At 69.6% G+C, this 12933-nt stretch carries 9 protein-coding genes; 4 read left to right on the forward strand and 5 right to left on the reverse strand.

All coding sequences use genetic code 11. The features are described 5' to 3' along the window. The first annotated feature begins 151 nt into the window (after positions 1 to 151). Together ncot_RS03870 and ncot_RS03875 are read left to right on the forward strand one after the other, a co-directional pair. The gene (locus ncot_RS03870) at positions 152 to 550 is read left to right on the forward strand and encodes a VOC family protein (protein WP_168616417.1); all 399 of its coding nucleotides are present in this window, start codon (positions 152 to 154) and stop codon (positions 548 to 550) included. After that, positions 547 to 2076 carry an arylsulfotransferase family protein gene (locus tag ncot_RS03875; RefSeq protein ID WP_168616418.1) on the forward strand — a complete coding sequence of 510 codons (1530 nt, stop codon included), beginning with the start codon at positions 547 to 549 and terminating at the stop codon, positions 2074 to 2076. The genes ncot_RS03870 and ncot_RS03875 overlap by 4 nt, the downstream gene beginning before the upstream one ends. A 32-nt stretch (positions 2077 to 2108) precedes the next feature. Here ncot_RS03875 and ncot_RS03880 read toward each other — a convergent pair whose 3' ends face one another. Further along, positions 2109 to 4697 carry a bifunctional FO biosynthesis protein CofGH gene (locus ncot_RS03880; RefSeq protein WP_168616419.1) on the reverse strand — a complete coding sequence of 863 codons (2589 nt, stop codon included), beginning with the start codon at positions 4695 to 4697 and terminating at the stop codon, positions 2109 to 2111. A gap of 190 nt (positions 4698 to 4887) precedes the next feature. Here ncot_RS03880 and ncot_RS03885 point away from each other — a divergent pair, with 190 nt between their 5' ends. Then, positions 4888 to 5727 carry an SDR family NAD(P)-dependent oxidoreductase gene (locus ncot_RS03885; protein ID WP_168616420.1) on the forward strand — a complete coding sequence of 280 codons (840 nt, stop codon included), beginning with the start codon at positions 4888 to 4890 and terminating at the stop codon, positions 5725 to 5727. Positions 5728 to 5796: 69 nt separating this feature from the next. Here the strand turns inward: ncot_RS03885 and ncot_RS03890 are convergent, their stop codons facing one another. After that, positions 5797 to 6939, reverse strand: a complete 1143-nt coding sequence (locus ncot_RS03890) for an acyl-CoA dehydrogenase family protein (RefSeq protein WP_168616421.1) — start codon at positions 6937 to 6939, stop codon at positions 5797 to 5799. Then, positions 6936 to 7970, reverse strand: coding sequence for an LLM class F420-dependent oxidoreductase (locus ncot_RS03895; RefSeq protein ID WP_168616422.1), 1035 nt, complete (start codon positions 7968 to 7970; stop codon positions 6936 to 6938). The genes ncot_RS03890 and ncot_RS03895 overlap by 4 nt, the downstream gene beginning before the upstream one ends. Positions 7971 to 8103: 133 nt before the next feature. Between ncot_RS03895 and npdG the strand changes: the two genes are divergently transcribed. Further along, positions 8104 to 8772, forward strand: coding sequence for an NADPH-dependent F420 reductase (gene npdG / locus ncot_RS03900; RefSeq protein ID WP_168616423.1), 669 nt, complete (start codon positions 8104 to 8106; stop codon positions 8770 to 8772). 250 nt (positions 8773 to 9022) lie between these two features. On the opposite strand, the gene ncot_RS03905 is transcribed toward npdG, so the two are convergent. Both ncot_RS03905 and ncot_RS03910 read right to left on the reverse strand, forming a co-directional pair. Further along, complete coding sequence (locus ncot_RS03905; RefSeq protein ID WP_168616424.1) at positions 9023 to 10765, reverse strand: ABC transporter ATP-binding protein; 1743 nt, start codon at positions 10763 to 10765, stop codon at positions 9023 to 9025. Further along, entirely contained in the window at positions 10762 to 12498 is a 1737-nt protein-coding gene (locus tag ncot_RS03910; protein ID WP_206065136.1) for an ABC transporter ATP-binding protein, read from the reverse strand. The genes ncot_RS03905 and ncot_RS03910 overlap by 4 nt, the downstream gene beginning before the upstream one ends. Positions 12499 to 12933 lie beyond the last annotated feature (435 nt).

Consider the following 12933-nt stretch of genomic DNA (forward strand, 5'->3'; position numbering starts at 1 on the left):
CCGGACCGTGGTGCTGGACCGACCGACAGTGCCGGGTGGCTCCGAGGAACCGACCGTGATGACGACACTGCCACGAAGGAATACTCCCCTCCTGAACTCAGGCAGTGTTTCATGTTCCGCGCCTGGATGAGAACTCGCTAGGTTGGACCGCATGTCACGTGCTGTGCACCATCTTGACCTGTGGGTCGTCGACCTGGCCCTCGCCGACGGCGAGTGGGGGTGGCTCCTGGGTGAGCTGGCGTGGGAGACCGGCAGCGCCGGGGATGCAGGACGGTCGTGGGCACATCCCGACGGCACCCAGCTGTTCCTGCAGTGCCCACCGGACCGGCACGGCGAGGCGCACGACCGGATGCGTCCCGGTCTGAACCACCTGGCCCTGCGCACCGACGAGCGCGGGCTGCTGGACCGGATGCGTGCCGAGTCCAGCGCCCACGGCTGGCACGAGCTGTACGCCGACCGCTACCCGCACGCTGGCGGTGACGAGCACGTGGCGCTCTATCTGGAGAACTCCGAAGGATTCGAGGTCGAAGTGGTCTGGGAGAGGGCATGAACGACAACAGTGAGCAGTCGACGGCTTCCCGGGCGCGCGTCGGCCGGCGTGACGTGCTGGCGCTCGGTGCCGGGCTGGTCGTCGGTGCCGGAGCCGTGGCCGGTGCGGACCGCTGGGGCGGCGGCACGAAGAAGGCAGCTGCGGGTTCCGGGGGCAAGGGCACCGACCCCGGGACCGAGGAGAAGCCACCGAGGATTCGTCGGTTCGTGAGCACCTACCTGTCCACGGTCGCCGTGGAGACGTGGACCGCTGACGGGGCCGAGCCGGCGCCCGGCCTGTTGTTCACCACGCCCCGCACCAGCGTCTTCCACGGGCTGGTGCTCGACAACGACGGCGAGCCGGTGTGGATCGAGCCGGAGGGGCAGACCATCACCGACCTGCGAGTGCAGACCTACCGCGGCAAGCCGGTCCTCACCTACTGGTCCGGCGAGGTCGCCGTCGGCACCGGGATCGGCGCCGGCCACCTGCTCGACGAGAGCTACCAACGCGTGGCGACCGTGCGCGGCGGCCAGGGCTCTGCCGCCGACCTGCACGAGTTCAAGCTCACCGAGCGGGGCACGGCACTGCTGATCGGCTACCCCGTCGTCCACCGCGACCTGAGCGAGATCGGCGGCCCCGAGGACGGCTACCTCTACGACTGCCGGGTGCAGGAAGTGGATGTCGCCACTGGGGAAGTCCTGCTCGACTGGCGCAGCCTGTCCCACCTCGACCTGGCCGAGAGTCACGAGGAGCTCGGTGACACGGGCGGCATCGATGCGCCCTACGACCCGTTCCACATCAACTCGGTGGAGGCACACGAGGACACCCTGGTGCTCAGCGCACGGCACACGTCCGCCCTCTACTCGCTCGATCGACGCACCGGCGAGATCCGCTGGCGCATGGGCGGCAAGAACAGCGACTTCGAGATCGCCGAGGATGCGGAGTTCGCCTCCCAGCACGACGCGCGCGTCCACCCCGACGGGACGCTGACGCTCTTCGACAACCACGGGCAGAGCGAGGACCCGGCCGGAGCGGTGTCGGCCGGCCTGGTCCTCGACCTCGACGAGAAGAAGCGCACCGTGACGTTGCGCCGCGCCTTCCGCAACGACGACCACTACGGCTATGCGATGGGCAGCTTCGAGCTGCTCGAAGGAGGCCACCGTCTGGTCGGCTGGGGGACCGACCCGTCGCTCACGGAGTTCGACGCCGAAGGAACCCCGGTCTTCGGGGTCGACGGGATCGGCGCAGGCACCTACCGCGCCTACCGCGCGGAGTGGACCGGCCGTCCCACCTCGGATCCCGACGTCGGGGTGGTCGACTCCGGGGCCGGGAAGATCGAGGTCCACGCGAGCTGGAACGGCGCCACCGAGGTGGTCCGCTGGCGGGTGCTGACCGGTCGCCGGCCGGGCGACCTCACACCTGCGGCAACGGTGCGACGTACCGGGTTCGAGACCGCCACGACGGTCGCCCGTGCCGAGCACGTCGCGATGCAGGCGCTGGCGGCCGACGGTCGGGTGCTCGGCACGTCGCACACCTTGGCCGTCTGAGCGGTCACCGGCGAGGAGCCGGGGGGCCGGGCTCAGCGCGCTGCGGGTACGCCGTACAACGTGGTGCGCTCGTGGACCGGACGGTCGATGCCGGAGCCGATCTCGACGAGTTCCTCGACCGTCTTGGCGGAGCCGTGCTCGGAGCCGGCCATCCGGGAGATGGTCTCCTCCATCAAGGTGCCGCCGAGGTCGTTGGCGCCCGCATTGAGCATGGCCCGGGTGCCTTCGACGCCGAGCTTCACCCAGGAGGTCTGGATGTTGTCGATGCGCCCGTGCAGCATGATCCGGGCCATCGCGTGGACGGCGAGGTTGTCGCGCAGCGAAGGTCCGGGACGGGCCACGCCGGCCAGGTAGATCGGTGAGGAGGTGTGCACGAACGGCAGCGGCACGAACTCCGTGAAGCCGGCGAAGCCCTCCTCCAGGTTCTTGTCCTGGATGCGGGAGAGCACGCGCAGGTGGCTGACCCAGTGCCGGGGGTTGTCGACGTGGCCGTACATCATCGTCGAGCTCGACCGCACGCCGACGCGGTGGGCGGTCGAGACGATGTCGATCCAGGTCGCGGTGGGGAGCTTTCCCTTGGTGAGGATCCAGCGGACCTCGTCGTCGAGGATCTCCGCGGCGGTCCCGGGGATGGTGTCGAGCCCGGACTCGCGGGCCTTGATCAGGAAGTCCTCGAAGGACAGCCCGGTGCGCGAGGAGCCGTTGACGATCTCCATCGGGCTGAACGCGTGCACGTGCATGCCGGGGACCCGCTGCTTCACCGCGCCGGCGAGGTCGAAGTAGGCCGTGCCGGGGAGCTCGGGGTCGATGCCGCCCTGCATGCAGACCTCGGACGCACCGAGGGCCCACGCCTCCTCCGCCCGGTCGGCGACCTGGTCGAGGGAGAGTGAGTAGGCGTCTGCATCGGTGCGTCGCTGGGCGAACGCGCAGAACCGGCAGCCGACGTAGCAGACGTTGGTGAAGTTGATGTTGCGGTTCACCACGTAGGTGACGTCGTCGCCGACGGCCTCGCGGCGCAGGTGGTCGGCCAGCTCGCAGACCTTCTCGAGCAGGTCGCCCTCGGCGGTCATCAGCGTCAGGGCGTGCTCGTCGGAGAGGTTCCCGGGGTCGGCCTCGGCCGCCGCGAGCGCAGCCTTCTCCTCGCTGGTCCAGCGACCCGGTGTGGTGGCGTCGTGCGCGCTGGTGGTGAGATCACCTGTGTGCTCGGCGGCGTCCTTGACCTCGTCCCAGTCGCCGTAGACCGAGCCGAAGTCGGAGCGCCGGTCCTCGCTGCGCCCCTCGCTGTCGATGGCGGTGTGCAGGTCGGTTCGTCCTCTGCCCTCACCGACGACCGCGAAGCCACCGTCCGGCTCCTGCCACGGCAGCCCCGCCGGTCGTACGCCGGCGCGCGCGAGGCCCGCGCGGTCGCCCGACAGGTCGGCCAACGCAGCGACGTGGGAGTGGACGCGGGGGTCGATCCAGGCCTCGCCGCGCTGCAGCGAGCCCACGACGTACTCAGGATGGACGGTCAGGCGTGGCTGCAGGTCGAGCCCGGATGCGGCGGTCATCTCGCGCAGTCGCTCGAGCGAGGGCCAGGGGCGCTCGGGGTTCACGTGGTCGGGGGTCAGCGGGGAGACGCCACCCCAGTCGTCGACACCGGCGCCGAGCAGGGCGGTGCACTCCTCGAGCGACACCAGGTTCGGCGGCGCCTGGATGCGTATCTTCGGCCCCAGCACGATGCGGGTGACCGCGATCGCGGCGCGGTACTCGTCGAGGTCGAGGTCGTCGCTGTGGCGCATCGCGGTGTCGGGCTTGGCCCGGAAGTTCTGCACGATGACTTCCTGCAGCGAGCCGTAGCGGCGCGCGTTGGCGCGCAGTGCGAAGATCGTGTCGGCACGCTCCTCGAGGGTCTCGCCGATGCCGACCAGCAACCCGGAGGTGAACGGGATCGACAGCCGCCCGGCGTCCTCGAGCACCCGGAGCCGGACCTCGGGGTCCTTGTCGGGCGAGCCGAAGTGGGCCTCGCCCTTGGTCTCGAAGAGGCGACGCGAGGTGGTCTCGAGCATCATCCCCATCGACGGGGAGACGGCCTTGAGCCGGTTGAGCTCCTCCCACGACATGACGCCGGGGTTCAGGTGCGGCAGCAGGCCGGTCTCCTCCAGCACCCGCACCGCCATCGCCCGGATGTAGGCGATCGTCGAGTCGTAGCCACGCGAGTCGAGCCACTCACGCGCCTCGGGCCACCGGTCCTCGGGCCGGTCACCCAAGGTGAAGAGTGCCTCGAGGCATCCCAGCTCCGCGCCCTGACTGGCGATCTCGAGGATCTCGTCGGGCGACAGGAAGGGCGCGCGTCCCTCACGGGCCGCCTGGCCGGGTGTCTCGACGAACGTGCAGTAGTGGCAGCGATCGCGACACAGTCGCGTGACCGGGATGAACACCTTCGGTGAGTAGGTGACCACGCCTTCGCGGCCGGCGGCCACCAGGCCGGCGTCACGCACCCGGGCGGCGACCGCACACAAGGCGTCGAGCTGTTCGCCGGAGGCGGCCAGCAGTGCCGTCGCCTCGGCCTGGTCAAGGGCTGCTCCGCGCTCGGCCCGGGCCAGCGCCCGACGCACCTGCTGCGGAGTCACGTGCTCAGTCATGGTCCGGCCAGCGTATCCGCGGGCGCCGAAGGGCGGGTCGGGTGTGTCGGTGAGTGGATGGAGGGTCATCAGGTGGGCTGTCGCCGCGAACCTCTGGCCAGGTGCTGCTGCGTGCCCTAGGTTCGGGCTCGTCGCACAGTTGTCCAGTGCCCCTCGGAGGGCGCCGTTCCCGTCCCCGGAGGAGAGCTCGATGGTCGGTCCACTGCAGGGCAAGGTCGTCGCGGTGACGGGTGCCGGACGCGGCATCGGTGCTGCCACCGCAGCGGCGGCGGCCCGGTCCGGGGCCAAGGTGGCGATCGGCGACGTCGACACGGCGAGCGCTGAGGCCACCGCAGCCTCGCTGGGCGGGTCGGAGCAGGGCGTGATCGCGCTGCCGCTCGACGTCACCGACCAGACCGGCTTCGTCGCCTTCCTCGACGAGGTGGAGAACAGGCTCGGGCCCCTCGACGTGCTGGTCAACAACGCCGGCATCATGCCGCTCGCGCGTCTCCTCGACGAGGACGACGAGGTCACCGGACGGATGCTCGAGATCAACGTGCGCGCGATGATCCGCGGCACGCGTGAGGCAGTGCGCCGGATGCAGCCGCGCGGCTCCGGCCACGTGGTCAACATCGCCTCGACCGCGGGCAAGGCGGGCCTGCCGGGCGCGTCGACGTACGGCGCCACGAAGGCCGCGATGGTCACCTTCTGCGAGGCGGTCCGCCTGGAGCTCCGTGGCACCGGCATCGACGTCACCGCGGTGCTGCCCGGGATCGTGCGCACCGAGCTGGCGGTGGGCGTGCCCGACCTGCGAGGGATGAGCGCGGTCACGCCCGAGGCCGTCGCCGACGGCATCGTCGAGGCGCTGGTCAGGCCGCGGGCCGAGGTCTACGTCCCGGCCCACGCGGGCCCGTTGATCAACTCGGCTCGGCTGATGCCCCGTCGCATGGGGGAGTGGATCTCCCGGCGCATCGGTGCGGACCGCGTCTTCCTCGATGCGCTCGAGCGGCCCGAGCGCGCCGCCTATGAACGCCGGGCCACCCACTCCTGAGCTTCGTGCTGCACGAAGGCGTCCCCACGGTGGAGGACGCCTTCGTGTGTGACTGATTGCCGTTTCGGATCAGAGGCCGAGCGATCGGCCGATGATCTCCTTCTGGATCTCGGTGGTGCCGCCGTAGATGGTGGAGATGCGGCTGTCGAGGTAGGCCTTGGCGACCGGGTACTCCATCATGTAGCCGTAGCCACCGTGGAGCTGGAGCGCCTGGTTGACCAGCTTGTTCTGCAGCTCGGTGGCCCAGTACTTCGCCATCGAGGCGCCGGTCGCGTCGAGCGCGCCGGCGTTGTGCTTGGTGATGCAGTCGTCGATGAAGACGCGGGTGATCTTGGCCTCGGTGGCCATCTCCGCGATCGTGAAGCGGGTGTTCTGGAACTTGCCGATCGGCTTGCCGAAGGCCTCGCGGGTCTTCGCGTAGTCGAGGCACATCTCGACCATCAGGTCGCAGACCGCAGCGGCCTGGGCACCGATGATCAGCCGCTCCTGCTGCAGATTCATCATCAGCGAGATGAAACCGCTGCCCTCCTCACCGAGCAGGTTCGCCTTGGGCACCTCGACGTCGGTGAACGAGAGCTCCGCGGTGTCCTGGGCGTGCAGACCGACCTTGTCGAGGTTGCGGCCGCGCTCGAAGCCCTCCATGCCACGCTCGACGACGAGCAGGCTGATGCCCTGGTGGCCCGCGTCGGGGTTGGTGCGGGCGACCACGATCACGATGTCGGCGTTGATGCCGTTGGAGATGAACGTCTTCGACCCGTTCAGGACGTAGTGGTCGCCCTTGTCGACAGCAGTGGTGCGGATGCCCTGCAGGTCGCTGCCGGCCCCGGGCTCGGTCATCGCGATCGCGGAGATGATCTCGCCGGACACGCAGCCGGGCAGCCAGCGCTGCCTCTGCTCGTCGGTGGCGAGGCTGCTGATGTAGGGGACGATGATGTCGGTGTGCACCGAGAACCCGGGACCGCTGGTGCCGGCCCGGCTCTGCTCCTCGGAGAGCACCACGTTGTAGCGGAAGTCCTTGACCCCGGCGCCGCCGTACTCCTCGTCGACGTCGAAGCACAGCAGGCCCGCCTCGCCGGCCTTGAGCCACAGGTCGCGGGGGACGATGCCGTCCTTCTCCCACTGGTCGTGGTGGGGGACCACCTCCTTCTCGAAGAAGGTGCGCACGGACTGGCGGAAGTCCTCGTGCTCGGCCTCGAAGATGTCGCGGGTCATCCGATCAGTTCCTTCATCTCGGCAACAAGGGCGGCCGGGTCCTCGGCGGCCGGCGTGATCTGCAGGTTGGTGACGCCGGACTCGCGGAACGCGTCGATGCGCTCCTTGACGTACGACGACGGGCCGACGAGGTTGGTCAGCTCGAGCAGCTCGAGCGGAATGGCCGCCTCGGCCTCCTTCTTCTTCCCGTCGAGGTAGAGGTCCTGGATCTGCTTGGCCTCGGCCTCGTAGCCGTACTGCACGGCCAGGTCGTTGTAGAAGTTCTTGCCGCGCGCGCCCATGCCTCCGATGTAGAGGGCAGTGATCGGACGAGCGAAGTCGAGCAGTGCCTTGACGTCGTCGCCGATGGCGGCCATGCCCCCGGCCGCGATCTCGAGGGGAGCCAGGTCGTCTGCGCGGTTGGCCTTCCCGGCGGCCAGGGCGTCGCCCCACACCGACGGTGCCTTCTCCGGGATGTAGAGGAAGGGCAGCCAGCCGTCGGCGATCTCGGCGGCCTGGGTGACGCTCTTCTGGCCGAGGCCGGCGATGTAGATCGGCACCGAGTCGCGCTCGGGGTGGGTGAGGATCTTCAGTGACTTGCCGAGCCCGGTGACCGCACCGTGCTCCTTGTCGAGCGGAATGTGGAAGATGCCGTCGGCGGACAGCTTCTCGCGGCGCAGCCCGGCGCGCATCAGGTCGATCACCTCGCGGGTGCGGCCGAGCGGCTTGGCGTAGGGGACGCCGTGCCAGCCCTCGATCACCTGTGGGCCGGAGGCGCCCAGGCCGATGATCGCGCGACCACCCGAGACGTTGTCGAGGCCGGCCGCGGTCTGGATCAGGGTGCCGGGCGTGCGCGAGTAGATGTTGAGGATCGCCGCGCCGATCTCGATCGTCTCGGTCTTCGCGGCGAGATAGCCCATCAGTGTGGGGGAGTCGAAACCATAGGCCTCGGCGATCCACACGGTGTCGAGCCCGGCCTTCTCGAGGCCGACGACCTGGTCGGCCGCCTCGCGGGGGTTGCCGGCGTACATCAGGGGCATGGAGAGCTTCATTGAGACACGATCCTTCGTCGGGACGAGGAGGCGGATAGCCTGACACTGCGCTGCACAACTGTGACAGTAAGACTGTCACGGTGCAAGTGGGTGTGCGCCACAGCTGACTTCTCGAGCCTTCAGGAGACTCTCAATGACGACGTTCCGCATCGCCGTGATCGGTGGCACCGGTCCGCAGGGCAAGGGCCTTGCCTATCGCTTCGCCAAGCACGGCCATGAGGTCATCGTCGGCTCACGGGCCGCCGAGAAGGCCGAGCCGATCGCGACCGAGATCGCCGAGCGGATCACCTCAGAGGGCGGCTCGCCGGTGGTCTCCGGCTCAGCCAACGCTGACGCCGCGGCCGCCGCCGACGTGGTGCTCCTCGCGGTGCCGTTCAACGGCCACGACGAGCTCGTCGAGTCGCTGGCCGAGCAGCTGGCCGGCAAGACCATCATCTCGTGCGTGAACCCGCTCGGTTTCGACAAGGGAGGCCCCTACGGACTCGACGTGGAGCGCTCGGCCGCCGAGGCCGCTGCCGCGATCGTGCCCACCGCCTCGGTCGTCGGCGCGTTCCACCACGTCGCCGCCGCCTCGCTGTGGTCCCAGGACGACTACCTCGACCACGAGGACGTGCTGGTCTGCGGTGACTCGACCGAGGCCAAGGAGACCGCCCAGGAGCTGGCCCGTGCGGTCACCTCGCGCATCGGCATCGACGCCGGCAAGCTCCGCCTGGCCCGTCAGCTGGAGCCGCTGACCGCCGTGCTGATCTCGATCAACAAGAAGTACAAGGTGCGCTCGGGGATCTCGATCTCCGGCCTCTGATCTCTGCGTCGAGTCGGCACGTGTTGACACTCAGAGACGCCGAGTCGGCACGTGTTGACACTCAGAGACGCCGAGTCGGCACGTGTTGACGGTCTGAGGCACCGAGTCGGCACGTGTTGACACGTGATCGGTCAACTCGTGCCGCCTCGACGTCGTACCGCGTCAACACGTGCCGCCTCGACGTCGTACGGCGTCAACTCGTGCCGCCTCGGCGTCGTACGGCGTCAACACGTGCCGGCTCGGCGATGAGTCAGCGGCCGTTCCAGGAGTCCCAGAGCGCGGCGTAGGAGCCACCGGCCTCGACCAGCTCGTCGTGCGAGCCGAACTCCGCGATCGTGCCGTCCTCGACCACAGCGACCCGGTCGGCATCGTGCGCCGAGAACAGGCGGTGCGCGATGGCGATCACCGTGCGTCCGTGCAGCACAGCTGCCAGTGACCGCTCGAGGTGGCGCGCAGCGCGCGGGTCGATCAGCGAGGTCGCCTCGTCGAGCACCAACGTGTGTGGGTCGGCCAGCACGAGTCGCGCCAGCGCCACCTGCTGGGCCTGAGCCGCGGTCAGCGCGCGTCCGCCGGAGCCGACCAGCTCCTGCAGCCCGTTCGGGAAGGCGCGCACCCAGGCGTCTGCATCGACGGCGGCCAGTGCCGACCAGATCTCCTCGTCGCTCGCTTCGTGCGGAGCGGCCAGCGCCAGGTTCTCACGGACGGTGCCGACGAACACGTGGTGCTCCTGGGTGACCAGGGCGACGTGGCCGCGCAGGTCGTCCAGGGGCAGCTCGGTCAGCCCGACCCCACCCACTGTCACCGATCCGGCACGGGGCGGGTGGATCCCGGCCAGCAGCCGGCCCAGGGTCGACTTGCCGGCACCCGACGGACCCACCATCGCGATCCGCTCACCGACACCGACGGACAGGTCGATGCCGTGCAGCACGTCACGCCCCTCGACGTACGAGAAGTGCACGTCTTCGGCATCGAGCTTCTCGTTGGTCGGCTGGGCGCCGGTCGCGACCCGGTCGTCGGGCACCTGCGCAACGCCGAGCAACCGGGCCAACGAGGCGCCGCCGACCTGGAGCTCGTCGAGGATGGAGACGATCCGGTCGACCGGATCGATCAGCATCTGCACATAGAGGGTGGCCGCGGTGACTTCGCCGAGTGAGGCGTGCCCCTCGGTGTAGAGCCAGCCGCCGAACAGCAACGTCGCAACGGTTGGCAGCAGGTAGGAGAGCTCGACGCTGGGGAAGAACACGGTGCGCAGGCGCAGGGTGTACTTCTCGGCCTCGAAGGAGGCCGCGCAGTCGGCATCGAGCGCCGCGATGCGTTCATCGCCGAGCCCGAGCGCCTCCATGGTGCGGGCGCCCTCGGTGTTCTCGGTCAGGGTCGCGGATATCTGGGAGTACGACGCGTTCTCGCGCAGGTAGCCGTCCTTGGCGCGGGCGAGGTACCACCTCAGGCCGACCACCAGGATCGGTACGCCGAGCAGGCAGGGCAGCGCGACCCACAGGCCGACGGACAGCGCGGCGACGAAGGTGAGCACTGCCGTGACCACGGCGATCGTCCACTCCGGCATCGCCCAGCGAACCGACCAGCCGAGCTGATCGACGTCACGAGAGGTGCGGGTCAGCAGGTCGCCGGAGCCGGCCGACTCCACGACGCCCACGGGCAGGGCCAGCGTGTTCTCGACGAAGTCCTCCCGCAGCTCGGCGAGCACCTCCTCGCCCAACGACTGCGAGACGTAGCGGGCCTGCCGGGTCAGGATCGTCTGCACCACGAGGAAGCCGGCGAGCAACAGGGCCACGGTGTTGACGTGACCGACCGTGGTGCCCTGCTCGACGGACTCCACCAGCTGGCCGAGCAGGCGAGGTGCGGCGAGTGCGGCGATCGCGGCCAAGGCGTGCAGGCCGATCGCGAGCCACAGCTGGCGCGGGTGGTTGCGCGCGATCGACACCGCGTAGGCGCGGACCTCGCGGCTGCCGGCGACAGGAAGCACCTGCTTCATCGGGCCACCGCCCCTTCGTTGTCGGCTTCGCTCTCACGGGTCACCGTGCTGCGATAGCGGGCTGAGGTCTCGAGCAGCTCGCGGTGCGTCCCGGTGGCGACGACTCGACCGCCGTCGAGGAAGGCGACCTCGTCGACGGCGTCGAGCATCAACGGGCTCGAGGTGGTGAACACGGTGGTGCGCCCTTCCCGGTGACCGCGCAGCCGTGCGGCGATGCGCGACTCGGTGTGGGCATCGACGGCGCTGGTCGGCTCCACCAGGACCAGGATCTCGGGGTCGACCAGAAGTGCCCGGGCCAGCACGAGTCGTTGTCGTTGTCCTCCGGAGAAAGACCGGCCGCGCTCGGCGACCTGCCCGTCGAGTCCGCCCTCCAACGCGTCGAGGACGTCCTCGGCGCTCGCGGTGTGCAGGGCACGGAGGACCTCGTCGTCGGGGCGCCCGAGCACGTTCAGCCGGTCGGCGAGCCGCCCGGAGAAGAGGGCGCTGCCGGTGTCGGAGACGACGATGCGCCGGCGCACCTCGTCCGGCTCGAGCCGCGTCAGCGGCACCTCTCCGAGACGTACGTCGTCATCGGGTTCGGGCGCCTGCAAGCCCAGACGATCGGCAAGGTGGGCCGACTCGTCGGGCTGCTCGGAGACGATCGCGGTGATCCGCCCGGGTGTGATCGCCAGGCCGGTGCGGACGTCGTACATCTCCCCGCCGGTGGGCGGCGACGGCACCGGGTCGGGCACCGCCTCGATGTCGGGCTCGAGGGCGAGCACGTGGCACACGCGCTTGGCCGAGACCCTTCCGCGGATGAACTTGTTGGCATATTCGGTGGCGGTGCGCAGCGGGATCATCAGGAACGCGGCGTAGCCGTAGAACGCGACGAGCTCGCCGGGGCTGATCTGCCCACGAACGGCGTAGCGCGCGCCGAGCCAGACCACGAGCACCACGAACGTGCCGGGCAGCAGCACCTGCAGCGCGTCGAGGACTGACTGCAGGCGAGCGACCTGTACGCCGGCCTGCCGGGTCTTCTGGGACTCGCGTCGATAGCGGTCGAGGAAGACGGACTCCCCGCCGACTCCGCGCAGGACGCGCAGCCCACCGACGATGTCGCTGGCCGTGTTGGACAGCTCGCCCATCAGCTCGCGCTGGGCGGCGCTGCGCCGTTGGAGCGGCGAGAGCAGGGGGCCGATCAGCAGCATCAGTGCGGGCACCCCGATCAGCACGACCAGGCCGAGGGTGACGCTGGTCTGCAGCAGGATCACCGAGACCAGGAAGAAGGACACGATGGCGCCGGCGAACCGGGCGGTCACGTCCATCACCTGGCCGAGGTTGGAGATGTCGCTGTTGCCGATCGCGACCACCTCGCCGGTGGAGACCTTGCGTGGCAACGTGCCACCGAGTCGTGCCACCTGGCGCCCGACCAGCTGCACGGTGCGGTAGGCCGCGGTCAGCCAGTTGGTGACGGCGAAGCGGTGCCGGATGATGCCGGACGCCGCCTGCACCAGGCCGATGCCGAACATCACCGCGGCCCAGAACAAGAGCTGGTCGCGGTCGCGGGCGGCCACTCCCTCGTCGATCGCCTTGCCGATGACCGCCGGGAGCACGGCCTGGGTGCTCATCCAGATGATGCCGAAGAGCATGCCGAGGAGCAGGGTGTGCCACTGTCCCTTGGCCAGCCACCACAGGAATCGTCCGGGGGAGCGATGGTCGGCGACGCCCGGGTCGTCGAGGGGAAGCGTGCGCACCGTTCAACGCTACGTTTGGGCGGCCCCGGCTCGCCAACGGTTTTTCGGTCACCGGGTCTCGACACGGTCGCTGCGCGACCTGCTCGACCACCGAGAGCGGACGGTGGTTGAGGAGCCGAGGCACGAGGCGTCTCGAAACCACCCGGCAAGCACGCCTGCTGCGCGACCTGCTCGACCACCGAGAGCGGACGGTGGTTGAGGAGCCGAGGCACGAGGCGTCTCGAAACCACCCGGCAAGCACGCCTGCTGCGCGACCTGCTCGGCCACCGAGAGCGGACGGTGGTTGAGGAGCCGAGGGACGAGGCGTCTCGAAACCACCCGGCGAGCTGACGGTTGCTGCGCAACCTGCTCGACCGAGGTCGTCGCGTCGTGGTTTCGAGATGGTTGCTGCGCAACCTCCTCAACCACCGAGAGCTGACGGTTGCTGCGCAACCT

The organism is Nocardioides sp. JQ2195 (assembly GCF_012272695.1).
GTDB lineage: Bacteria > Actinomycetota > Actinomycetes > Propionibacteriales > Nocardioidaceae > Nocardioides.

Excerpts from the sequence above, each read along its gene's own strand:
- ncot_RS03885 (WP_168616420.1), top strand. The coding sequence starts at position 4,888 with ATGGTCGGTCCACTGCAGGGCAAGGTCGTCGCGGTGACGGGTGCCGGA.
- ncot_RS03895 (WP_168616422.1), bottom strand. The coding sequence starts at position 7,970 with ATGAAGCTCTCCATGCCCCTGATGTACGCCGGCAACCCCCGCGAGGCG.
- npdG (WP_168616423.1), top strand. The coding sequence starts at position 8,104 with ATGACGACGTTCCGCATCGCCGTGATCGGTGGCACCGGTCCGCAGGGC.
- ncot_RS03870 (WP_168616417.1), top strand. The coding sequence starts at position 152 with ATGTCACGTGCTGTGCACCATCTTGACCTGTGGGTCGTCGACCTGGCC.
- ncot_RS03875 (WP_168616418.1), top strand. The coding sequence starts at position 547 with ATGAACGACAACAGTGAGCAGTCGACGGCTTCCCGGGCGCGCGTCGGC.
- ncot_RS03905 (WP_168616424.1), bottom strand. The coding sequence starts at position 10,765 with ATGAAGCAGGTGCTTCCTGTCGCCGGCAGCCGCGAGGTCCGCGCCTAC.
- ncot_RS03880 (WP_168616419.1), bottom strand. The coding sequence starts at position 4,697 with ATGACTGAGCACGTGACTCCGCAGCAGGTGCGTCGGGCGCTGGCCCGG.
- ncot_RS03890 (WP_168616421.1), bottom strand. The coding sequence starts at position 6,939 with ATGACCCGCGACATCTTCGAGGCCGAGCACGAGGACTTCCGCCAGTCC.